General features: G+C 37.6%; 20 protein-coding genes and 1 pseudogene. 11 read left to right on the top strand and 10 right to left on the bottom strand.

The window, feature by feature from the left end; all coding sequences use genetic code 11:
- The 3 genes from ACK1JC_RS03220 to ACK1JC_RS03210 all read right to left on the bottom strand — a co-directional run bounded on the left by ACK1JC_RS03220 (nucleotide 1) and on the right by ACK1JC_RS03210 (nucleotide 3,670).
- A complete protein-coding gene (locus ACK1JC_RS03220) occupies nucleotides 1–804 on the bottom strand; it encodes an enoyl-CoA hydratase/isomerase family protein (RefSeq protein ID WP_409510585.1) in 804 nt (267 codons plus the stop codon).
- 25 nt (nucleotides 805–829) lie between these two features.
- Nucleotides 830–2,431 (bottom strand): carboxyl transferase domain-containing protein, encoded by a 1,602-nt coding sequence (locus ACK1JC_RS03215; RefSeq protein ID WP_409510413.1) that lies wholly within the window; start codon nucleotides 2,429–2,431, stop codon nucleotides 830–832.
- 66 nt (nucleotides 2,432–2,497) lie between these two features.
- Nucleotides 2,498–3,670 (bottom strand): isovaleryl-CoA dehydrogenase, encoded by a 1,173-nt coding sequence (locus ACK1JC_RS03210; protein ID WP_409510412.1) that lies wholly within the window; start codon nucleotides 3,668–3,670, stop codon nucleotides 2,498–2,500.
- 145 nt (nucleotides 3,671–3,815) lie between these two features.
- Between ACK1JC_RS03210 and ACK1JC_RS03205 the strand changes: the two genes are divergently transcribed.
- The 3 genes from ACK1JC_RS03205 to ACK1JC_RS03195 all read left to right on the top strand — a co-directional run bounded on the left by ACK1JC_RS03205 (nucleotide 3,816) and on the right by ACK1JC_RS03195 (nucleotide 7,245).
- A complete protein-coding gene (locus ACK1JC_RS03205) occupies nucleotides 3,816–4,442 on the top strand; it encodes a TetR/AcrR family transcriptional regulator (protein ID WP_409510411.1) in 627 nt (208 codons plus the stop codon).
- Between the two features lie 152 nt (nucleotides 4,443–4,594).
- Nucleotides 4,595–6,298: an AMP-binding protein gene (locus ACK1JC_RS03200; RefSeq protein WP_409510410.1), complete on the top strand. Its 1,704-nt coding sequence runs from the start codon at nucleotides 4,595–4,597 to the stop codon at nucleotides 6,296–6,298.
- Between the two features lie 242 nt (nucleotides 6,299–6,540).
- A complete protein-coding gene (locus ACK1JC_RS03195; protein ID WP_409510409.1) occupies nucleotides 6,541–7,245 on the top strand; it encodes a class I SAM-dependent methyltransferase in 705 nt (234 codons plus the stop codon).
- Nucleotides 7,246–7,461: 216 nt separating this feature from the next.
- On the opposite strand, the gene plsB is transcribed toward ACK1JC_RS03195, so the two are convergent.
- Nucleotides 7,462–9,651 (bottom strand): glycerol-3-phosphate 1-O-acyltransferase PlsB, encoded by a 2,190-nt coding sequence (gene plsB / locus ACK1JC_RS03190; RefSeq protein ID WP_409510408.1) that lies wholly within the window; start codon nucleotides 9,649–9,651, stop codon nucleotides 7,462–7,464.
- A gap of 242 nt (nucleotides 9,652–9,893) precedes the next feature.
- Here plsB and cysK point away from each other — a divergent pair, with 242 nt between their 5' ends.
- Nucleotides 9,894–10,892: a cysteine synthase A gene (cysK, locus tag ACK1JC_RS03185; RefSeq protein WP_409510407.1), complete on the top strand. Its 999-nt coding sequence runs from the start codon at nucleotides 9,894–9,896 to the stop codon at nucleotides 10,890–10,892.
- A gap of 102 nt (nucleotides 10,893–10,994) precedes the next feature.
- Here cysK and ACK1JC_RS03180 read toward each other — a convergent pair whose 3' ends face one another.
- Nucleotides 10,995–11,561 (bottom strand): LuxR C-terminal-related transcriptional regulator, encoded by a 567-nt coding sequence (locus ACK1JC_RS03180; RefSeq protein ID WP_409510406.1) that lies wholly within the window; start codon nucleotides 11,559–11,561, stop codon nucleotides 10,995–10,997.
- A gap of 437 nt (nucleotides 11,562–11,998) precedes the next feature.
- Here ACK1JC_RS03180 and ACK1JC_RS03175 point away from each other — a divergent pair, with 437 nt between their 5' ends.
- From ACK1JC_RS03175 to ACK1JC_RS03155, 5 genes are all read left to right on the top strand, one after another.
- Nucleotides 11,999–13,336, top strand: coding sequence for an MFS transporter (locus tag ACK1JC_RS03175; protein WP_409510405.1), 1,338 nt, complete (start codon nucleotides 11,999–12,001; stop codon nucleotides 13,334–13,336).
- Between the two features lie 181 nt (nucleotides 13,337–13,517).
- Nucleotides 13,518–15,020 carry a CoA-acylating methylmalonate-semialdehyde dehydrogenase gene (locus tag ACK1JC_RS03170; protein WP_409510404.1) on the top strand — a complete coding sequence of 501 codons (1,503 nt, stop codon included), beginning with the start codon at nucleotides 13,518–13,520 and terminating at the stop codon, nucleotides 15,018–15,020.
- A gap of 196 nt (nucleotides 15,021–15,216) precedes the next feature.
- Nucleotides 15,217–17,691, top strand: coding sequence for a heavy metal translocating P-type ATPase (locus ACK1JC_RS03165; protein ID WP_409510584.1), 2,475 nt, complete (start codon nucleotides 15,217–15,219; stop codon nucleotides 17,689–17,691).
- 83 nt (nucleotides 17,692–17,774) lie between these two features.
- Nucleotides 17,775–18,167: a Cu(I)-responsive transcriptional regulator gene (gene cueR, locus ACK1JC_RS03160; protein WP_409510403.1), complete on the top strand. Its 393-nt coding sequence runs from the start codon at nucleotides 17,775–17,777 to the stop codon at nucleotides 18,165–18,167.
- A gap of 119 nt (nucleotides 18,168–18,286) precedes the next feature.
- Complete coding sequence (locus ACK1JC_RS03155) at nucleotides 18,287–18,481, top strand: heavy-metal-associated domain-containing protein (protein ID WP_409510402.1); 195 nt, start codon at nucleotides 18,287–18,289, stop codon at nucleotides 18,479–18,481.
- A 119-nt stretch (nucleotides 18,482–18,600) separates the two neighbouring features.
- Here the strand turns inward: ACK1JC_RS03155 and ACK1JC_RS03150 are convergent, their stop codons facing one another.
- Nucleotides 18,601–19,908 carry an MFS transporter gene (locus ACK1JC_RS03150; RefSeq protein WP_409510401.1) on the bottom strand — a complete coding sequence of 436 codons (1,308 nt, stop codon included), beginning with the start codon at nucleotides 19,906–19,908 and terminating at the stop codon, nucleotides 18,601–18,603.
- Nucleotides 19,909–20,500: 592 nt separating this feature from the next.
- Between ACK1JC_RS03150 and ACK1JC_RS03145 the strand changes: the two genes are divergently transcribed.
- Nucleotides 20,501–20,992 carry a MarR family winged helix-turn-helix transcriptional regulator gene (locus tag ACK1JC_RS03145; RefSeq protein WP_409510400.1) on the top strand — a complete coding sequence of 164 codons (492 nt, stop codon included), beginning with the start codon at nucleotides 20,501–20,503 and terminating at the stop codon, nucleotides 20,990–20,992.
- 191 nt (nucleotides 20,993–21,183) lie between these two features.
- Here the strand turns inward: ACK1JC_RS03145 and ACK1JC_RS03140 are convergent, their stop codons facing one another.
- Nucleotides 21,184–21,420: a hypothetical protein gene (locus ACK1JC_RS03140; RefSeq protein ID WP_409510399.1), complete on the bottom strand. Its 237-nt coding sequence runs from the start codon at nucleotides 21,418–21,420 to the stop codon at nucleotides 21,184–21,186.
- A gap of 281 nt (nucleotides 21,421–21,701) precedes the next feature.
- Here ACK1JC_RS03140 and ACK1JC_RS03135 point away from each other — a divergent pair, with 281 nt between their 5' ends.
- Nucleotides 21,702–22,313 (top strand): LexA family protein, encoded by a 612-nt coding sequence (locus ACK1JC_RS03135; RefSeq protein WP_409510398.1) that lies wholly within the window; start codon nucleotides 21,702–21,704, stop codon nucleotides 22,311–22,313.
- A 12-nt stretch (nucleotides 22,314–22,325) separates the two neighbouring features.
- On the opposite strand, the gene ACK1JC_RS03130 is transcribed toward ACK1JC_RS03135, so the two are convergent.
- The 3 genes and pseudogenes from ACK1JC_RS03130 to ACK1JC_RS03120 all read right to left on the bottom strand — a co-directional run.
- Nucleotides 22,326–22,742 carry a hypothetical protein gene (locus ACK1JC_RS03130; protein WP_409510397.1) on the bottom strand — a complete coding sequence of 139 codons (417 nt, stop codon included), beginning with the start codon at nucleotides 22,740–22,742 and terminating at the stop codon, nucleotides 22,326–22,328.
- Between the two features lie 204 nt (nucleotides 22,743–22,946).
- Nucleotides 22,947–23,729: a 3-oxoadipate enol-lactonase gene (gene pcaD, locus ACK1JC_RS03125; protein WP_409510396.1), complete on the bottom strand. Its 783-nt coding sequence runs from the start codon at nucleotides 23,727–23,729 to the stop codon at nucleotides 22,947–22,949.
- Between the two features lie 63 nt (nucleotides 23,730–23,792).
- A pseudogene (locus tag ACK1JC_RS03120) lies at nucleotides 23,793–24,076 on the bottom strand (acetyl-CoA C-acyltransferase); the annotation flags it as partial.

Here is a 24,076-nt window from a genome sequence, read left to right as displayed (position 1 = left end):
TTATTCTTGTGTTGCTAATGTCTTAATCCATGACGGGCTGTGTTTATTTAAAAATGCATTTAGGCCATCTTTGGCTTCTAAGCCTTGACGAACATGAGCAATATGCTGAGCCGTTTGTTGTAACAAATCTTCATTCAGTTCTTGCTGCTCAACCATTTGAATCAGTTGTTTTGACGATGCCTGAGCCTGTGGCCCACCCAGTAAAAGTGCTTGTGTAATTTCATTAACTTTTACATCAAGTTGATCTGCCGTAACCACCTCATGTGCAAGTCCAATATCTAAGGCTTGTTGCGCTGAAATACGTTCTGCGGTCAAAAAGTAACGTGAAGCTTGACGTGTGCCAATCGCACGAATGACATAAGGACTAATAGTAGAGGGGGCTAAGCCAAGTCGCACTTCAGAAGTGGCAAATTTAGTTTCCTCACTTGCCACACAAATATCACATGCTGAAGCTAAACCCATGCCACCACCAAAGGCAATACCGTGTACACGGGCAATGGTAGGTTGTTTCAGTGTTGCAAGGGCTTGTAACATTTTTGCAAGCTTTAAAGCATCTGCTTCGTTGTCTGACGCTGATGCTTCACTTTGCGCTTTCATCCAATTGAGGTCTGCACCTGCAGAGAAACTTTTGCCTCGTCCTGCCAAAATTACTACACGAATATCATCACGCACATTGAGTGCATCAAAAGTTGCATGCAGTTCTGCAATGACTTGAGTATTGAACGCATTATGTAATTCGGCACGATTAATCCACACGGTTGCAATCTGATCATGTTGTTCAATTTCAATAAATTGATGGTTCATGGTTTGATAACTCATTGTTTGCCCCTTACATACGGAATACGCCAAATTTGGTTTCTTTGATGGGTGCATTCATGGCAGCCGAAAGACTTAAGCCAAGAACTTGACGAGATTGAGCTGGGTCAATGACACCGTCATCCCAAAGTCGAGCAGAGGCATAATAAGGATGACCTTGTTTTTCAAATTGATCACGGAAAGGTTGTTTAAATTGATCTTCTTGTTCCGTAGACCACTGTTCACCTTTTGCCTCAATTTGATCACGTTTTAATGTAGACAATACACTTGCCGCTTGTTCACCACCCATGACTGAAATTCTTGAATTCGGCCAAGTCCATAAAAAACGTGGTGAATATGCACGACCACACATACCATAGTTACCTGCGCCAAAAGAACCGCCAATCACTAAGGTCAATTTGGGTACATTCGCTGTGGCAACTGCCATGACCAGTTTGGCGCCATTTTTAGCAATGCCTTCATTTTCGTACTGACGACCGACCATAAAGCCTGTGATATTTTGTAGAAAAAGCAGGGGAATATTTCGCTGTGCACACAGTTCAATAAAATGTGCACCTTTTTGTGATGATTCTGAAAATAAAATACCGTTATTGGCAATAATACCGACAGGCATACCATACAGTTTGGCAAAACCTGTAATAAGGGTTGTACCGAAACGAGCTTTAAATTCATCAAAGCGTGAACCATCGACAATACGGGCAATGACTTCACGAATATCAAAGGGTTTACGTGAGTCGCTTGGCACAACGCCATACAATTCTTGTGCATCGAACAACGGTTCTTCAATATTATGATTCGCTTGATGCGGTGTCTTATTTAAATTGGCAACAATATTACGGGCAATGGCAATTGCATGTTCATCATTTTCAGCCAAATGATCGGCTACACCTGAAAGGCGAGTATGGACATCACCACCACCCAAATCTTCGGCTGTGACAACTTCACCTGTAGCCGCTTTAACAAGGGGTGGCCCACCTAAGAAAATAGTCCCTTGATTACGAACAATAATGGTTTCATCTGACATAGCAGGTACATAAGCGCCGCCTGCGGTACAGCTACCCATGACTACTGCAATTTGAGCAATGCCCATGCTAGACATACGCGCTTGATTGTAAAAAATACGCCCAAAATGGTCACGGTCAGGAAAGACCTCATCTTGCATTGGTAAATAAGCACCGCCTGAATCGACCATATAAATACACGGTAAATGGTTTTGTTCAGCAATTTCTTGTGCACGTAAATGTTTTTTCACAGTCAAAGGGTAGTATGTTCCACCTTTGACCGTTGCATCATTCGCTACGATCATACAAGTAATGCCATTGATCTGACCAATCCCCGCAACAACACCGGCAGCAGGAACGTCATCTGTATAGACGTTATAAGCCGCTAATTGTCCAATTTCTAAAAAGGCCGTTCCTGCATCGACCAATTGATCAATTCGATCACGTGCTAAGAGCTTGCCACGTGAGAGGTGTTTTTGACGGGCACTTTCACCACCACCAAGGGCAATATGTTGTGCTTTTTGTTTTAAATCATCGACCAATTGTTGCATCGCTATTTGATTAATTTTGAAGTCTTCACTTCGAATATTGATTTTACTGTGTAGTTGGTTCATACAAAACATCCCTGTCATTCTGCGTTTTGATGTGCTTTGTCACTATTTTTTACATTAATTTTAGATTTATCGAGTTTCATTAAATAGTTCACGACCAATCAACATACGACGAATCTCTGAAGTTCCTGCGCCAATTTCATATAATTTAGCATCACGCCAAAAACGCCCTGTGTCATATTCATTGATATAGCCATTACCACCTAGGGCTTGAATGGCTTCACCTGCCATCCATGTTGCTTTTTCTGCAGAATATAAAATGGCGCTCGCTGCATCTTTACGTAAACTGCGTACATGATTGCCTTTGTCACAGGCTGCACCTACGGCATAGACTAAGGCTTTACATGCCAACCAAGTCGAATACATATCTGCAACTTTGCCTTGCATCAGTTGGAATTCACCCAATGATTGTCCAAATTGTTTACGGTCATGAATGTAAGGAATGACGACATCTAAACAGGCATCCATAATGCCTAAAGGACCTGCACTTAAAACAGCACGTTCATAATCGAGTCCACTCATAAGGACTTTTGTACCATTACCTACACCACCTAATACGTTTTCCTTTGGTACTTTTACGTTATCAAAAAACAACGGGTAGGTATTTGAACCACGCATACCGAGTTTGTCGAGGTGAGAACCATGACTAAACCCAGCCATATCTTTTTCAATTAAAAATGCAGTCATGCCTTGAGCACCTGCGGTTAAATCAGTTTTAGCGTAGACCACCAGAACATCTGCATCACCACCATTGGTAATCCACATTTTTGAGCCGTTGAGAATAAAATGATTGCCGTGATCATCGGCACGAAGTTTCATGCTGACCACATCTGAGCCTGCGTTCGGTTCAGACATTGCCAATGCTCCGACAAATTCACCTGAAATTAGTTTTGGTAAAAAACGTTGCCTTTGTTCTTCGTTACCGTTGCGGTTAATCTGATTGACACACAAATTTGAATGCGCACCATAAGACAAGCCAATGGCAGCAGATGCTCGTGAAATTTCTTGCATGACAATGATATGCGCCAAATAGCCCATATTGGTGCCGCCATACTGTTCGCTGACGGTCATGCCTAATAAACCCATATCGCCAAATTTTTGCCAAAGCTGTTTTGGAAAGAAATTGTCTTGTTCGACTTGGCGTGCAATTGGTAAAATTTCTTTACTACAAAAATTTGCAACTGAATCACGCAGTGCAATTAGTGTATCATCTAGTCCAAAATCAATACTTTGTAGATTCATTTATACTTCATCCTTGAGTTTATATTTGTTGTTTCATGCACGTTTTTTGTTGTGCTTGAAACTACCATACCGATATTTTTCAAAAAAGTGAATAGAAATTCAAAAATTGATTTACAATTCATTTTAATTGTTTGAGAATGCAAATATGAGTTATAAACGATCAACCTTGATGCAAGAGCGCATGCAACAAAATCGCCAAACGATTTTGTTATCGGCACGAGAGCTGATTGCTCAAGGTGGTTTTAAAGATGCACAAATCCAAGCCATTGCAGATCGAGCAGGTGTGTCGAGTGGTTTGGTTTATCGGTACTTTGACAGTAAAAGTCAGGTGTTAGTTGAAGTATTGTCTGCGGCAATTTTGCTTGAAGTGGAGATTTTAAATCACATTGCAGCAGGGTCGCTCAGTCCCGTACAGAAGCTACATAAGGCGGTTACGACTTTTGTAAAGCGTGCAATGAATAGCCCACAGCTTGCGTATTCGCTGATGTTTGAACCTGTAGATCCATCGATTGAACATGAGCGATTTCGTAGTAAGCAACTGATTAAACAAAGCATTAAAGAAATTTTAGCCGAAGGAAAGGTAAGTGGTGAGTTTGGTTTTGAAGATTTAAATACAGCGGCATTGTGTGTTGTTGGTGCTATGACGTTTGTTGTGATTGAACCTTTAAATCCCTCACGTAATGTAATGTTTGATGAGGCTTATAAAGATTATTTTGTGAAACAGATTGCTGATTTTTGTCTTAATGCGGTCAAAACTGAGGAGGGAAAATAATTAGTTAAATGAAGTAAAGACCGTTTTAGCAGTTTGGATGCGTTAAATATAAACGAGTGAAACAAAGTAATCGCGAAAAAATACGGAAAGTGAAACAACAATTATATTGAAGTGAACAATCAGAATTACAAAGAATCAAGGAGTATGATTCAATGTCGCAATTACGGTTAAGCTATGCCTATGGTGCAAGCAGTCAGCCTCTTGTAGGTATGACAATTGGCGCAAAATTTGATGAAGCCTGTCAGCAATATGCTGAACAAGATGCAGTGGTGAGTCTGCATCAAAATATACGACTGAATTATCGGGAGTTACAGGCACAGGTCAATGCCTTTGCTTGTAACTTATTAAAATTAGGTCTGAAAAAAGGAGACCGTTTAGCAATTTGGTCTCCTAATTGTGTGGAGTGGACGATCACCCAATTTGCTGCATTCAAAGCAGGCATTATTTTAGTCAATTTAAATCCAGCTTATAAAAGCAATGAACTTGAATACGTTTTAAATAAAGTATCGTGTAAAGCTTTAGTGATTGCATCAACCTTTAAAACCACCGATTATCAAGAAATTCTCTATAAAATTGACCCCGAACTTACTGAAAATAGCTCATCTAAAGTACTCAATTCAGTGCGTTTGTCGCATTTAAAATGTGTGATTAAAATTGATGAGCACGTTCAAAATGGCATGCATCGATTTAGTGATTTACTCACAACACCGACAGTACAGCAATTGGCTGAATTACAAAGTATTTCTACAAGTTTACAATTTGATGAAACCATTAATATCCAATTTACTTCAGGCACAACGGGTAGCCCCAAAGGCACAATGCTGACCCACAATAACATTTTAAATAATGGTTATTTTGTCGGTGAAGCAATGCACTTAACCTCGAAAGACCGAGTGTGCATTTCTGTGCCATTGTTTCATTGTTTTGGCATGGTTATGGGCAATTTAGCCTGTATTACACATGGTTCAGTGATGATTTATCCTGCGGCAGTTTTTAATCCTCTAGCGAGTTTAAAAGCGATTGAGCAGGAAAAATGTACCGCAGCCTATGGTGTTCCAACAATGTTTATTGCCATGCTTGAGCAAGAAGAATTTGATTCCTTTGATTTAAGCAGTTTACGTACAGGCATTATGGCGGGTAGTCCGTGTCCAAAAGAAATTATGCAACGTGTGATTGATCGTATGCATATGCATGAAATTACCATTTGCTATGGAATGACCGAAACAGCGCCTGTGAGTGCACAAAGTTCAACAGAAGACCCCGTCGATTGTCGTGTGGGTACAGTTGGGCGAGTACATCCACATTTAGAAATCAAAATTGTCGATGAAGAAGGTAAGGTTGTACCCCGTGGAAAGCTTGGTGAACTGTGTGTGCGCGGTTACTCGGTCATGCTCGGCTATTGGGAAGATGAGGATAAAACCCGTGAAGTGATTGATATTGCCAAATGGATGCATACGGGTGACATTGCTGAAATGGATGATGAGGGTTTTATTAAAATTAAAGGACGCATCAAAGATGTAGTGATTCGGGGTGGTGAAAATCTTTTCCCGAAAGAAATTGAAGATTTCCTCTATACTCATCCCGATGTATCAGACGTACAAGTGATTGGCTTACCCGATGCACGTTATGGCGAGGAGTTGTGTGCGTGTATTATTTTACATGAACATTCGAGCGACCAACTTCAGGTAATTGAGGACAGTATTCGCCAATATTGTAAAGCGCATATTTCACATAATAAAGTGCCACGTTATGTACGCTTCTTTGCAGAATTTCCAATGACGGCTTCAGGTAAAGCGCAAAAGTTTAAACTACAACAATTGATGCGTGATGAGTTAAATTTATCTGAAATTGCTTAGTCATGAATTAGCAATTAGGTATAGATAAATTTTAACTATAAGTTCTCTCTCCTTGCAGAGATTTACGTAGTAAATTTCTCAGAGAGAGTTTATTTGAAAGCACTTCATTTTCTTGCGTAGCTTCGCTATTCATCCCAAAGGGATAAAGAAGATTTAAATTTAAAGAATCAAAAGCGTTTTGTTGTGATTTTTACAAGAAATGTATAGTTTTAAAGCTATTGTTCCACCATATGGATATCAAAATGGCAAAAGATTTTAATCAACCTTTCATTGTCGATGGTTATGATGAGCATATTCGTAAGTTGATACCTGGTTATGAGTTGGTACATTTACAAATTAGTGCCTTACTCAAGACATATTTACCTGAACAAGCAAATATTTTGGTGGTTGGTTGTGGTACAGGCTATGAGTTACGCTATTTGACGCAACAATTTCCAGAGTGGCACTTTACTGCAATTGATCCTGCAGAAAATATGCTTCATAAAGCCAAACAATTATTACAAGAATCAGGTGCCGCAGATCGAGTCAATTTTATTTTAGGAGATACGTCAGTATTGATTGAAATACAGTCGAATAGTCAATCTAATTGTCAGCCTGTGCAATTTGATGCAGCATTGTCTATTTTAGTTTCACATTTTATTGATAAACCGAACAAGATACATTTTTTTCAAGATATCTATCAAGTCTTAAAGCCACAAAGTTTTTCTTTAAGTTATGACCTTATGCAGTTTGAACAGAAAACAGATTTGACGACTTTGAAATATTTGGCGCAAGCTACAGGGCTGTCAAATCAGCAAAGTCAGGTGATGATTGAACGTTTAGAGCAAGATTTTCATTTGGTTTCTGTGGCAGAAATGCATCAAATTTATGAAAAATCAGGCTTTACCAATATACGCACATTTACGCAAATGTTTACTTATTATGGTTTTATTGCTTTTAAAGCTTAGAAAATCGAATATATGTACTTAATGTTAGTCAGATAAAAGTTTTTTAAATTCTTCCCCCTTGCGGAACAAGTTCTTTAGCTTTAAGAAAGGAGGGAGTTTTCATTATTGAAAACTTATTGAAATTGATAGTTTCCCCTCTTTTATAAAGAGGGGTTACAGAAGAAGTTTAGGATTTTAAGCCATTATTGGCTTAACTAATTAGCATTGAAGAATAAATCAACTCGATTTTTTCTCTGATTTTTCTTCAGTTTGTGCTTCAACATTTAATTCATACAAATGTGCCAATGCTGAAATGAAACGCATTTTATCATCAGCTACATTCACATGAAGTTGATCACCTTCAATGCTAATAACTTGTTCAGCAAGGAAGACATCAATAATTTGTTGGAAGATGGGTTCAAGGTTTTCAATATTCCATTTTAAGAAATACTGCTTAGCAAAGTTAGGGTAAGCCAGTTTAAAATCTGTAAATAATTGCGCTTTAGACAGACTTTGATGCTGTTTAAGGGCATAAGCCACATAAGCCGGCAAAATAAAGGTATGTAAAATATTGTTGCTGAAATATTTAAGCAAGCCAACTTGATTGTCACTGACTTTGACCCAACGCTCATTATCATGTTCAATAAATTCAACTTGCTTCAATTTAATAGCGTATTGAATAATTTCATGGGCAGAGAGCGCCGTGATTTTCATTCGTTCATCATAATGTGCTGTTTGTAGTAAATGGCGGTATTGTTCCAAACGCAATATGACATCACGCTCAGCAAGTTCATAAGTTGGCGCATTGAGTAAAACAATTGCAAGTAAATCAACAGGATTGATGACTACTGCTTTATTGATGTTTTGCAAAATTTCATTGGCAACATCTGTGACAGTCGCTTTGACTGAGTCGGGTAAGTCTGCATGTAGATCTAAATGTGTCGGTGCCGCATGACGTTGTAGAGCAGGTTCAAGAAATACTGGTTCACCAAAATTGACATGCACCATGCCAAAGACTTTCTCAATTTTCTGCATCGATTTGAGTAAGCCAAACAACGATTCAGACTGTTTTTTCTGCCCACCAAGCTCTTTAATATAAGATGAACCTTCAAGTAATTTTTCATAGCCAAAATAGGTTGGAATGAAGGCAATTGGTTTACTGTCGCCTCGTAAATAGCTTTGAATGGTCATTGCTAACATGCCTTTTTTTGGCTGTAACAATAAACCTGTGCGAGAACGGCCACCTTCAATAAAATACTCAAGCGGGGTATTTCGACTGAGTAAACTGTGCAAATATTCTTTAAATACCGCTGTATATAGCGCATTACCATTGAAACTACGACGAATAAAGTATGCACCTGCGCCACGCATGAGTTGACCTACCACAGGCATGTTCAGGTTAATCCCTGCAGCAATATGTGGTACCATCAACCCACGTTTATAAATCACATAAGACAATAACAAATAGTCGATATGACTGCGGTGACACGGCGTATACACAATCTCATAATCTTTTGCTAGTTCACGAACCATGTCGAAATGATGGACTTCAATACCATCATATAGCTGTGTCCATAATTTCGTAAGTGCAATTTCGGCAAAACGTAAAGTTGAGTATGAAAAATCAGAAACAATTTCATTAAGATAACTACGTGCCAATTTATCAGCTTCATTTAAACTAATTTTTTTATGAATGCTTTCTTGGCGGACAGCATCTCTAACCGCTTCAGTGGTCATTAAAGTATTGATCACATTACGGCGGTCAGAAAGGTCAGGTCCTAAAACAGCCTCTTTATACTGATTAAACTCTTGGTTTAATGTTGTTGTTACATAATGTGCAGGTGAAAAGTTTGGACTACGTTCTTGAGCAACCCGAATCATCTCTTGCAATGATGTAGCTTGATGAAACTCGATATAATTTTCACGACCATAGAGGGCAATATTCAGCGCTTGTTTTATGCCCGTTGGCTTTGTCCAAGCATCAGCAAATAACGCTTTGTACCATGTGTCTTCAGTTTCAGGCGCACGTCCCCATAAAATAGAAACAGGCACCAACAAAATATCTTGTTCGGGATGACGTAACAAAAATTCAATCATCCGAATAAGTTTGTCAGGGTAATACGCTGAAACATTGCCTTTGTGATTGTCGTGTAAAGTTAAAAATGAATCATCTTCATAAAGCTCATCGAGCTGTAATGGCATAAATGCAGATTGTAATTTTTGTTTTTCAGTTTCATTATCAATCAAGACTTTATTCGATACAGAGTCATCTTGAATGACATAGCACACGGGGAATGGTGTCGCTTCTTGGCTTGTCGATATTTGCTCAAGTGTTTGATGCTTCCCGAGCACTTGAGGGCTAACAATTTTATCTAACACTTTTTTTGTAAATTGACGATAAAATTTTTGATAAGCGTTATTCGCCATAATCTTCCCGATTTTTTTCCAATGTGACTATTATGCTTGAAAACAATGAGATGATGGCAATCGAATTTTGACCGTTCACGTTTGAATTTTGTCTAATTTTTCTAAGTAAATGATTTATAAAAGCAAACAAATTCGAAAATAGAATAATTAAATCTCTTTTATGCATATAACATTCTATGTAAAAAGCGATATGATAAAAGCAGATAACATGAATCATTTATATCTAAATTTGAGGAAAGCACATGTCTACAGAAACAAATTTCCCGAAAATTGAAAATGCAGGGATTGCCGTTTATAACAACAACGCTGAAGCAATTGGTAATACGCCTTTAGTGCGCATTAATCGATTAATTCAGAGTCAAGCAACAGTTTTGGCAAAAATTGAAAGCCGTAATCCTGCCTTTTCAGTGAAAGATCGTATTGGCGCAGCACTCATTGCAGATGCTGAAGAAAAAGGTCTACTTAAAAAAGGCATGAAAATTGTTGAGCCAACAAGTGGTAATACAGGTATCGGTTTAGCTTTTGTTGCAGCAGCAAAAGGTTATGAAATTACATTAACAATGCCTGCAAGTATGAGTATTGAGCGCCGTAAAGTATTAAAAGCGTTGGGTGCTAACCTTGTATTGACTGAACCTGCGAAAGGCATGAAAGGTGCGGTCGATGAGGCGGTACGTTTAGCCACAGAACAGCCTGAAACTTATTATTTGCCACAACAATTTGAAAATCCAGCCAATCCTAAAATTCATGAAACTACGACAGGTCCTGAAATTTGGGCTGCAACAGGTGGTAAAGTAGATATTTTAGTTGCAGGTGTGGGTACAGGTGGAACGATCTCTGGTATTTCACGCTATTTTGAACAAGTACAAAATCAACCCATTTACTCTGTCGCTGTTGAACCAGCGGAATCGCCAATTATTGGTCAGGCTAAACGTGGTGAAACATTAACGCCAGCGCCACATAAAATTCAGGGTATAGGCGCAAACTTCATTCCGAGTAATTTGGATTTAGATTTAGTCGATGAAGTGATTGCAATTACGAGTCCTGAAGCAATTGATTTTGCACGTAAGATTGCAACCCAAGAAGGTATTTTTGTTGGGATTTCAAGTGGTGCAGCACTTGCCGCAGCCGCACAGTTGGCTGCTCGTCCTGAAAATGCAGGAAAAACGATTGTCGTGATTTTCCCTGATGCAGGCGAGCGTTATTTATCTTCAGTTTTATTTGAAGATATTTCTGCCGAATAAGCTGTATCAATGAATAAAAATAAGTCATAAAAAACCACGGTGTCATTCCGTGGTTTTTTATTCATAAATATGAATAAAATAGTATATCTCTAAATTTTTAATTCAGATATGAGCGTAATTTTTTTCTTGAATAATAATCTTTGAAGTGAGTTCTGCTTTAGTTCGTACACCAAGTTTTTTCATTAAATTAGCTTTATGCACCTCAATTGTCCGATGTGATAAATCAAGCTTTCTCGCAATCTCTTTACAAGTAAACCCATTGACGATGAGTTGTGTAATTTCAGCTTCACGTTTAGTTAATTTATATTTTGATGTTACTACTTGATCTTGACGCTCAAAATGCCAAACCATCAGTTTAAATGGATCTTCTGGTGTAAGCGTTTGCCCATGCGTATGTGTCCAAAAAAGCTCGCCATTTTTATGCTGCATAAAACGATGGTCGGAATAGAAGTGACTTTTTTTGAGCATTAAACTTTGTAAAGCATCATCTCCAACTTTTTCGTAGTCTTCAATACTTGGAAAAATTTTGACTATAGATTGCTCAATCAGTTCTTCCCGTGTATAGCCAAATAAATTTGTAAATGCAACATTCATTTCCATCATGCATCTGTTACTGAGTACAACGATAGGGGCAGGACAAAAATCAAATGCCAATTTGTTATAATTCATCATAAGCATCCTTACTTAATAGATTAAGGAATATATGATTTAGACTAAAATAACAAGTATAAAAACAACCAAATAACTTATTTTTTAAATACAGTAATAGTTGAAAAAACATAAATAATGTTTCGATTTTAGATACTAGATAAAACATTTTTAGTGTTTTATTTTCAATATTTTTTATTAAGTGTTTGAATTTTAATTATATAATAAAAAAACACTCACTACTTAAGTAATTAAGGGTGTTGACCTCTAATTTAATCTGATTCAAATTAGAAAAAGATGAAAAGTGATTCATTCTTTCGCTTTTCAAATTGAATATGAATCATCAATATGCATATTCAATACTTAAAAATCAAAAATACTTTATGTCACTAATAGTCCGGATTGATTATTCATAAAGTGTATACAAAATGAAATATTAAAAAGTGCAAGAGGTGTCTATGGAACAGATACAAGGGTCAAATGCTCAGCCTAAAAAGTCATCTCACCGTTTGGCTGGTATCTCTAGTATGGTCGGTACAACCATTGAATGGTATGACTTTTTTATCTACGGTGCAGCAGCGGCACTGATTTTCAATAAATTATTCTTTCCTAATCTTGATCCTTTAACCGGAGTCTTAGCCGCTTTTGCAACGTATGCAGTAGGATTTATAGGTCGTCCCTTAGGTGGAATAGTTTTCGGACATTTTGGAGACAAAATTGGCCGTAAAGCTATGCTCTTAACGACACTTGTCATGATGGGTATTCCAACAGTTTTGATTGGACTTTTACCGACGTATGAAAGTATTGGTTATTGGGCGACATTTTTCCTTGTTGTTTTACGTTTTATACAAGGAATGGCGATGGGCGGAGAATGGGGCGGTGCTGTTTTAATGGCAGTGGAACATGCTCCTGAAGGTGGTAAGGGGTTTTGGGGGAGTTTACCGCAAGCGAGTGCGGGTGGTGGCTTAATGCTTGCATCGATTGCATTGGCATTGGTTTCATTACTTCCTGAGGCAAGTCTATTTAGTTGGGGATGGCGTATTCCATTCCTCGCGAGCATTATACTTTTAGGTGTAGGTTGGTATATTCGTGTGAAAGTGCCTGAATCTCCAGACTTTGAAAAAGTGAAAGAACAAGCACAAGAAATTAAAGTACCTGCGCTACAGGTTTTCAAAAACCATCCACGTGAATTGTGGACAATTATTTTTGCTCGTGCTGCTGAAAATGCTTGGTTCTATATTGCATCTACCTTTGCTTTAGCATACACCACAACAAAATTAGGCATTCCACGCCAAGATATTTTATTTGCCACTATTTGTGGAGCAGGTGTCATTATGGTGATGACGCCCTTATGTGGTCACCTTTCAGATAAGGTCGGACAGCGTAATATGTTTATGTTCGGTTTGGTGGTTCTTGCACTTTATTGTTATCCATTTTTTAGCATGCTTGATACGAAAGATCCGGTACTCGTTTGGACTGCGATTGTTTTGGCTATTGGTGTAGTTTTTCCAATCATGTATGCACCACAGTCACAGTTATTTGCTCGTCAATTTCCTGCAGAAATTCGCTATAGCGGTATTTCTATTTCAGTACAGTTTGCGGGTGTACTCGGTGGTGGTATCGCTCCGCTTATTGCGACAAAGTTACTCAGCGTTGGTGATGGCAGTCCACATTTGATTATTATGTACATTATGGGAATGGCAATATTTGCAATTTTCTGTACATGCTTTATGAAAAAAGATGAGCTTGGAAAATCTGCAAAACTCAAAACTGTCAAAAAAGAAATGCGTGTGTAATGCATTAATACGGTTATTTAAAATAATATTTTAGATAAAGATAAAACCATATTTATCTTTATCTATCAAAACTATATGGCAATGCATATTTGTTAAAAATCAAAGTTTTTAAATTTTGTAAGATTTATTTTTTCTAAAATTAGCAATGTAGCAAATCTAAAACTATACATGGAGGTTAAAGATGGCTCAATTGATCGGGCATTATATATCGGGTAAACACATTGTAGAGACGCAAAGAAGCGGACCTATATTTAATCCTTCCACAGGGGAAGAGATAGCTCAATGTGCTTACGGCGATGTAATCACTGTAAATCAAGCTGTTCAGGCTGCATCATCATTAAATGCTCAAAAATGGTCGAAGGCTTCACATGCATCGCGTTTACAAGTGATCTATAAACTTCGTGAGCTTATGATTGCTAAAACAGAAGAGCTCGCTGAAATCATTGGTAGAGAGCATGGTAAAACTATTGCTGATGCAAAAGGTGAAATAGGACGCGCAATTGAAGGGATTGAATTTGCTTGTAATGCACCACAAGTGACTAAGGGGGAATATGCTCGAAATGTTGCGGGTGATATTGATGTTTTTTCTGTCAGAGTTCCAGTGGGTGTCATTGGATGTATTACGCCTTTTAACTTTCCAATTATGATTCCAGCAGTCATGATGGCAATGGCTGTTTCAATTGGAAATTCGATTGTTTGGAAGCCTTCTGAAAAAGTACCATCAGCAGCATTATTTTTTGCTAATTTATGGAAAGAAGCTGGTTTACCTGATGATATTTTTAATATTGTACAAGGTGACAAAGTTGTTGTAGACGCTATGTTAGAACATCCTGAAATTTCAGCAATCAGTTTCGTTGGCTCAACTCAAATTGGTGAGTACGTTTACCAAAAAGGAACCTCCCACAATAAGCGTGTTGCGGCATTTACTGGTGGGAAAAATCATATGGTTGTAATGCCAGATGCTGACTTAGAAGCCGCAGCGAATGCTTTTGTTTCCGCAGGATTCGGTTCAGCGAGTCAACGTTGTATGGCTGTTTCGTTATTACTTCCTGTTGGTGTAGAAACAGCTGAAAAATTGCGAGAGTTAATTATTACAAAAACTAAAGCACTTAAAATGGGGGCTTATAATGATGAATCTGCAGATTTTGGTGCAGTTATTTCATCGCAATCAAAACAGTCAGTATTAAAGGCAATTGATCAGTGTATTGAAGATGGAGCTGAACTATTATTGGATGGACGTTCTTATCAACATCCAGAATATAAAAATGGCTATTATATAGGTCCAACATTACTTGACCATGTAACAACAGACATGGACTTTTATAAACAAGAAGTGTTTGGTCCAGCACGAGGAATATTGCGTGTGAATAGTTTAGATGAAGCCATTGCTGTGACAAATAGTCATGAGTTTGGTAATGGCTCAGTCATATTTACTCGTGATGGCAAAACAGCGCATCGTTTTTTTACTGAAATTGAGTCTGGTATGATTGGAATAAATGTCCCTGTTCCTTTGCCCGTAAGTTATTTTAATTTTGGTGGTTTAAGGCGTTCAAAATTTGGTGAATCCCATTTATATGGACCAGACGCTGCACGTTTTTATACTAAGCTAAAAACAATGTCACAGAAATGGCCTGAGCAAATTGAAGGTCATCAAGAAATTTCTTTGGCATTTAAAATAACATAAAAAATTTAATGTATTTATTGACTTAAAGCCTGCTATAGCAGGCTTTTTATTTAAATATATAACTTAAAAATCTATAAATTTAATCAGCATCATTGGAACTTAACTCTTGACCTTCCCATGATGGGAATCTTTATGCTAATACTAATCAAAAGATCAGCAAAAAGAGGATACTGCAATGACAACAACATCAGATCCAATGAAGCAAAGCAAGAACGTAACACAAAGCTACAGTGGAACGCTCAATATTGAGGGAATGACTTGTGCTTCGTGCGTTGGTAGAGTCGAAAAAGCCTTACAGAAACTGCCTAATATTGATGCTGTCTCCGTGAATTTGGCTACAGAAAAAGCCACCATTCAAAGTCATGAGCCTTTGGACTATGATGCGATTATTCAAACCATTGAAAAAGCAGGCTATGAAGTACCGAAGGCGCTACCTATAGAACTTGCCATTGATGGAATGACCTGTGCTTCTTGTGTTGGACGTGTTGAGAAAGCTCTAAAAAAAGTTGAAGGGGTTACTTCAGTAAGTGTCAATTTAGCCACTGAAAAAGCTTTGATTGTAGCAAACCCTCCAACCACGGTTGAGCAACTCATTCAAGCTGTGGCAAAAGCAGGTTATGAAGCTCATGTCATTCAAGCTGATCAGATCGAAATTCAGCAAGAAAAAAAAGCAGACGAATTAAATCATTTAAAACATGACTTAATTCTTGCCACTATTTTAGCAACACCTGTTTTCTTACTTGAAATGGGTTCACACCTTGTTCCGGCATTTCATCATTTAATTGCAAATAGCATAGGTACTCAAAACAGTTGGTATATCCAATTTGTTCTGACCACGCTTATTTTAGTTTTTCCAGGGCGTCGTTTTTATCAAAAAGGTATTCCTGCATTATTTCGCCTTGCCCCTGATATGAATTCTTTAGTTGCTGTGGGTACATTCTCGGCTTATGTATTTTCTGTTGTTGCAACTTTTTTCCCGCAGTTATTACCAATAGGGACAGTGAATGTCTATTTTGAAGCTGCTGCTGTTATTGTTGCACTCATTTTACTTGGTCGTTTCTTTGAATCTAAAGCACGAGGGCGTACATCTCTTGCTATTCAACAGCTTTTAGGAATGCAACCTAAAATGGCACGTGTTGAGCAAGATGGGCAAATGGTAGAAACTGCCATTCAAGATGTTAAGTCGGGCATGATTGTTGAAATTCGTCCGGGTGAACGAGTGCCTGTTGATGGTCATATTATTTCAGGGCAAAGTTTTATTGATGAATCGATGATGAGCGGTGAACCGATTCCTGTCGAAAAAGTTGTCGGAGCTGAAGTTATTGGCGGAACAGTCAATCAAACAGGAAGTCTTAAAATTCAGGCAACTGCTGTAGGTCAAGATTCGGTGCTGTTCCAAATCATTCAAATGGTTGAGCAGGCACAAGGTTCTAAACTTCCTATTCAAGCAGTTGTCGATAAAATTACCATGTGGTTTGTCCCTATGGTGATGGCAATGGCATTGCTCACGTTTATTGCTTGGGTGATTTTTGGTCCTGAACCCGCATTAAGTTTTGCCTTAGTCAATGCCGTTGCTGTACTGATTATTGCTTGTCCATGTGCCATGGGGCTTGCAACACCGACTTCGATTATGGTCGGAACAGGACGTGGTGCAGAAATTGGTGTGTTATTTCGTAAAGGTGAGGCATTACAGTCTTTAAAAGAAGCACGTGTGGTCGCTGTTGATAAAACAGGGACACTCACAGAAGGCAAACCTGTTTTAACCAATTTTGAAGTGTTATCGGGTTTTGATGAAAATCAAGTCTTGGCAGCTGTAGCAAGTATTGAAAATAAGTCGGAACATCCGATTGCGCAAGCCATTGTTAAAGCTGTGCTTGATTTAGGATTAAGTTTAAGAGAGATTCAAAACTTTAACTCATTGACGGGTTATGGTATTGAGGCAGATGTAGATGGCTTACATTTGCATATTGGTGCAGATCGACTTATGCAAAAACTTGGTTTATCTGTTGAACAATTTGCACAGACAGCTGAGAATTTAGGACAAGAAGGCAAAACGCCCTTATATGTAGCCATTGATCAAAAACTTGCTGCGATTATTGCCGTGGCTGATCCGATTAAGGCGAGTACTTATCCTGCAATTAAAGCTTTACATGCTCAAGGTCTTAAAGTAGCAATGATAAGTGGTGATAACCGTCATACGGCTGAAGCGATTGCTAAACAATTGGGTATTGATGAAGTTATTGCTGAAGTTCTACCTGCACAAAAAGTGGAAGCTGTGCAAAAACTCAAACAAAGCTATGGGCATATTGCTTATGTTGGTGATGGCATTAACGATGCACCCGCTTTGGCTGCTGCTGATGTTGGTGTAGCGATTGGCACAGGAACTGATGTTGCAATTGAAGCGGCTGATGTTGTCTTAATTTCAGGCAGTTTGCAGGGTATTCCCAATGCGATTGCACTGAGTAAGGCAACAATGGACAATATTCATCAGAATCTATTTTGGGCATTTATTTATAATATTGCGCTCATTCCTGTGGCTGCTGGTGTGTTATATCCTACATTTGGTATTTTAATGTCACCTATTTTTGCTGCTGGTGCGATGGCGTTGTCTTCAATCTTTGTCTTAGGCAATGCATTACGTTTAAGAACATTTAAGCCTGTAACAGGGTGAAATATGCTTCAATTTAGGATTGCTCATTTATATGAGTTGGCAATTTGAAATCTAACCATATATATCAGAAATAGAGGTGAGTCATGAATATAGGTCAGGCTGCGAAACAATCAGGTTTGTCTGCAAAAATGATTCGTTATTATGAAGATATTGAGCTGATTGATGCGGCAAAACGTACCGATGCTGGTTATCGGATCTACACCGAACAAGACGTTAAAACGCTCAATTTTATTCGGCATGCACGAGAGTTAGGTTTTTCTGCTGAACAGATGAAAGGTTTGATTTCATTATGGAAAAATACCGATCGAAGCAGTGCTGAAGTTAAACAATTAGCTTTAAAGCATATTGATGATTTGAATCAAAAAATTAAAACCTTACAAGAGATGGTCAATACTCTTGAGCAATCCGTGTCTTGTTGTGCAGGAAATGAAAGCCCCGATTGCAGTATTTTAGAGCATATTGAAAAAGGGCATTAAGTTAAAAGGCTGTATTTTCTGATACTTAAATAGCAGAAAGTCAGTAAAGAAAGACTTGACCTTGCCATTATGGAAAGGTTTAGAGTAAAGCAATACCATTGATAAAATTGGAGATTATAATGAAACTATTTGTAGAAAATATGACGTGTGGCGGTTGTGCTAAAGGTGTAACTGCAAGTCTGAAAACGGCTGATGAGCAAGCGACTGTGAATATTGATGTTGCTGCAAAATTAGTTGAACTTGAAACTACACTCGACCAAACGGCCGTACTTGCCGTATTGGAAGAAGATGGTTGGAAAGCAGAAATTCGTTAAGCATTTTACTGTCAAATATTGGAAATAAAAAAAAGCCCGAGAGGGCTTTTTTAGATTTAAATTATGAGTTTAAAAATAACATCAGTTTAACAGTAATCGGTTGAACGACAGATAAAAAATTAAATTGCGGCTTTTTCATGGTTAATAAAGGCAATCCCCACTGCACCCAAAATGGCAACGGCTGCAATAACCATAAAGTTTTGTTCTAACGGTAAATTCAATGCCACGATATAACCAATAATCAACGGAGCAAGAATTGCACCTAAACGACCAACGCCACCTGCCATACCAATGCCTGTTGAACGAATGTTGGCAGGATAGAATTGTCCACAGTATGCATAAGCCACAATCTGACCGCCTGTTGAGCATGCGCCTACTGCTGCAATAATCAGATAAAGCATATTTTGCGAATGATCAAATGTCATGGCATATAAGAAAATACCACCCAATGTATACATGGTGACCAAGACCCATTTGATGTGAAAACGATCAGCTAACCATCCCCCAACAATACAGCCAATGACTGCACCAAAATTTAGAGCAATGACAAAACTAAGTGCTGAACCTAGGTTATAACCTGCCAAAGCCATCAGTTTTGCAAGCCAAGTACTGAGCGAATAAATCATGAATAGCCCAGTAAAGAAGGCAACCCAAAGCATTAAAGTACTTAAAAAGCGTCCATCACTGAACAATTGAGTTACAGGTACAGATTGATGAGGTGCCATTGGAGGAAATTGTAATTGAGTCTGTTCATTAATGTGTAAAGAGGGCTCAATTTTTTGCATGATCGCTTTAATTTCGTCAGTTTTATTTTTCTTTTCTAAATAGACCAAAGACTCAGGCAAATACTTGTAAATAAAAGGCACCAAAAATACAGGAAAACCCGCAGCAAAAAATACGATTTGCCAACCAAATTCCATAATGAAATATTTACCAATCGCTGCTGCAATAATCCCACCAACAGCATAGCCCGAAAACATACCTGTGGTCATGAGACTACGGATTTTTTTTGGTGAGTATTCAGTCATGTGTGCAACGATATTGGGTAACACACCACCAATACCGAGTCCAGCGATAAAGCGTAAAATACTAAAGCTGATGGGATCTTTGCATAGACCCGCAGCCGCCGTGAATAAACTGAATAAAACTACACAAATTGAAATCGTTAAGCGACGTCCAATTTTTTCAGACAAGCCACCAAATACAATGGTCCCGAACATCATACCGAACAAGGTTGAGCTTGCCATGAAGCCCGCAGTCGATGCTGAAACCTTCATTTCCTCCATAATAGAGGGGATTGCAGCGCCTGCAACAGCAATATCATAACCGTCAATAATAATAATTAAAAAGCACCAAAATAGAACGCGGAGGTGAAACTTATTCAGTTTTGCCTCATCTATTGTTTTTTGTACGTCAATGTACTGCATTGGCATCTCCATACCATAATTTATGTCAAATAATTTACATATATTTTCATTTGTTATTACACATATTAGACATTAAAGCAGACAAATTTCCTTATTTGCCCATTAGAAGCGAATGCTAAATATACAAATTGAATATATTTGAATCGAAGTAAATGTCAATATGTTGATATATATTATTTTTTATATTATTAAAATATTAATATAAAACATGTATTTAATTAATATATTTTATTATAAATATTTTAATATATATACTAAAGTCTAGTACTTGTTAAAAAAATAGGATGATTTTATCATTTTTAAAATTAAAAAAGATCAGTTTTCTATATTCTGACATGTATGACAATATATTGATATAATTTTGAGAATCTATAATAATTATCAAAATAAGAGAATACGCTGGAGGATATGTGTAAATACAACCAAACAAAACAACTTATTTATAAAGAGCAGGCTGTAATTGTTATACTTAGGATTAAATGCTATTTTAAAATTGAATGAAAATAGTGCTTTAAAGCCTATAACGAAATTTCATGAGGACATGATATGAATGAAGTAGGCTTGAACATTTTTGATAAAGGACAGATGTTCTATGAGTAATGAACAGAACTCTTCCCAAGATGAAGATTTGTATGCAATACATAACAGGCTTTTTTTTCGAGTATTCCAACTAGGTAATACTTTAGACAGACAAAGTGCTAAAGAACTTGGTGTTTCGCCTGTACATTGGGCAGTTTTGGGTGCTTTATCACGTGAAAAAGTACGTGAAGGGATGTCTTTTTCCGATCTGACAGAATATCTAGGTGTAAGTCGACAAAATTTAGATGGCGTACTTAAACGTTTAGAACGTGATGATTATGTGATTCGTTTTGCAGACCAAGCAGATCGCCGTGCAAAAAAAGTGATATTAACGCCTTTAGGATTTGAATTTTGGGAGCAATTACAACTCAAAATTTATGAGTTTTATCGTCAGGCAATGGAAGGCTTTATGTTTGATGATAAAGCAACCTTTGTACACTTCTTGAATAAGCTCAATGCAGGCATGAATAATGCTTCATTACAGCCTTCAGATCAAAAGAAATGATCTATTTTTATTCAATAATGTGCATTTTAATACGTGAAAATGAAATATTATGTGGTTTTCAAGGACGGTCAATGTAGATCATCCTTGATTTATAACGTATATATTTATGTTCGACTTGCTTTTATTTTGTTTGCTCAATTATTTTTAGGTTAGGAATTTCATCATTGAGTTAGTAGCTGAAAAATAATTTTTCAGCACTGTAGCGATAACGGTTGTAAACCTTTCACAATATCTGAAAATGCAGAACCATTGAGCCAAAAAGATTTTTTTAAATATAAGGTCGTCATAATACTTTCAGCCTCATCTGTATTTTGTTCGCAGACCAATCCGTAGTGGCTTCCCAATACAATATTGTCTTCAATAAGACGAATATAATATGCATGTTGATCATCGGCATAACCTAAGATAGCATCACGTTGAGTTGTCATTTTTATGTCTCCGCATAGAAAATCATTCAATATAAATAAGTGATATATTTGATCATTTTTATTTAAATAAAATCAGTGATTTAAGATTTTAATAAATAAATTTATCTATAATTCAATGTGTTATTTAATTTATCTAAAACATCCATGTTAAACAGATAAGTTAAAATCTGATCAATGAAGCCATTGTTATGGAAAATGAGAAGGACGTCAACTTGAATTTGTAACTTTTTCAAGTTATATTATTTTTAAGGCATCTACGGTTGCAAATAGAGCGAAAACAAATGACAAAAAAACAAGAATTTGAACATGGTGGTGCTCGTGTTAATGCGGGGCGAAAAGCACAGTTCAATGAACCAACAAAGGTGATTCGTGTACCTGAGTCGCAAGTTCATATTATCAAAAATTGGCTGCTAAATAATATTAATCCAGGGCATCTATCGGATTTGTCTTCTTCGTTAAAGATGCAACCTGTAGAAGCTAAAAATGAGAAAATTTACCAAATTCCTTTGGCTACAGAGCGTGTTGCCGCAGGATCACCAGCGTTTATACATGAGCATATTGAACAATCATTAGATATGAATGAGTATTTGATACGTAATGAAGGTTCAACGTTTATTGTAAAAGCAAACTCGCTTTCTATGTATGATGCAGGTATTGATATTGATGATCCGCTTATTGTTGATCGAAGCATTTCGGCAAAGTCAGGTGATATTGTTATAGCGCTGATTGATAACGATTTTACAGTTAAACGACTGATGATTGATATGCAATTTAATCCACCGAAAATTTGGTTGAAAGCTGAAAATGCGGATTATCAAAATATTTATATCGAAGAAGGGCAACAGCTTGAAATATGGGGGGTTGTGACCTTTAATTTAAAAAGAATGCGCTGATTTATTGAAAGTTTAAATAAAGAGTGTTCTTTTTAAAGCGAGCGCATCTTGTAATGCATTGTGTGGTTGAGCTGATGGGACATTGAGTTCATGTTGTTTATTATAGAGCTCTAAAGTCATGGGCGGTGTGGTCATGCTAGAACCAAAACCCAGAATTAAGCTATTTAGAAATAAAGATAGATCTTCGGGCCAATCGGCAATAATATGAACTGAATCGTAATGAAATAAAAAGTTTCTCAGTTGTGACTGAAATTGCTGTAAAGAAAGTGCGGGCTGATTCAAAACCGGAATGACATGTTCAGCGACCCATGCAATAGGTGCATCACAGGGCAAAACCTCATAGAAATAACATTCATTTTCATCGACTAATGCCATCGAAATAAGTTCACCACCAAAGCCATTAAATTCACAATCGAGAAATAACTTCACATTTTCACCGTGTTTTATTGAGTAGTTTTCAGGTTTGGATCAGACAGATTCATATCGCTAAAACAATACAATTATTATGCAAAAATATGGCACATTCAAATAAGAAAGCAACAAAATAAAAAACACCCTAAAAGTTTAGATTTGAATCATCTTCATTTTCAGGATGTTGGGTAAAGCAAAAATCAATGAATCAAGATTAATTTATCATGATGAAGCAATAAATTTTTGCACGGCTTTACTAAATACTTCAGGTTGTTCGATATTGGAAATGTGGGATGCATCAATTGTAAATAACTGACTACCGACAATATGTTCAGCCATAAACTGACCATCGGCTACAGTCGTTACAGGATCTTGAGCTCCTGCGATAATCAATACAGGCACTTGAATTTTTTTCAGTTGTTCACGTAAATCTGCTTTAGCCAACGCTTCACAACAGCTTGCATAACCTTCTGCGCTGCTAGCTCCGAGGTCGTTACTCAGAGAAGTCACAATTGCTGTGTTGCGTTGGATAAAGTGCTCGGTGAACCAACGTGATGCTGCTGTTGATGCAATCGGTTGTAGACCTTGTTCACGGACAAGTGTCGCACGGTCTTTCCATGCTTGTTCTTGTCCAATTTTTGCAGCTGTGTTGCAGACAATTACGTGATTAAAACGTGCAGAGTAGTTGATAGCTAACCATTGACCTGTTAAACCACCCATAGAAATACCACAGAAAGTGGTTTTTTCAACATTGAGATGATCAAGTAAATTGATGACATCTTGACCCAATTGATCAATAGTATACGGCCCTTGTGGGGCAGATGATTGACCATGACCACGAGTGTCATAGCAAATCACAAAAAAATCATTTTTGAATGCATCAATTTGAGCTTGCCACATGCTGAAATTTGTCCCTAAAGAATTAGAGAAAATAATTGCAGGCTTGTTTGCCTCACCAAAAGTTTGGTAATTAATTTGTGCATCGTTTGATGTGAATGTTGGCATTAAATCCCTCCCAACCTCCCTTTAAAAAAGGGAGGAGAAATATCTTAAATTAGTGATACTTGGTTAGACACGTTCAATAATCAAAGCGATACCTTGACCGACCCCAATACACATTGAGCAAAGCGCATATGTACCACCCGTTACTTCAAGTTGATTGAGTGCTGTGGTAACTAGACGTGCACCCGAAGCACCCAACGGATGACCCAATGCAATAGCACCACCATTTGGATTGACATGTGCTGCACCATCTTCAAGACCTAGGTCACGAGCAACCGCCAAAGCTTGAGCTGAAAATGCTTCATTTAGTTCAATCACATCCATCTGCTCTAATGTTAGATTGGCTTGTT

It is taken from the genome of Acinetobacter sp. TY2, from assembly GCF_046269225.1.
Classification (GTDB): Bacteria; Pseudomonadota; Gammaproteobacteria; order Pseudomonadales; family Moraxellaceae; genus Acinetobacter.
This window is presented reverse-complemented; position numbering and strand designations above follow the sequence as displayed.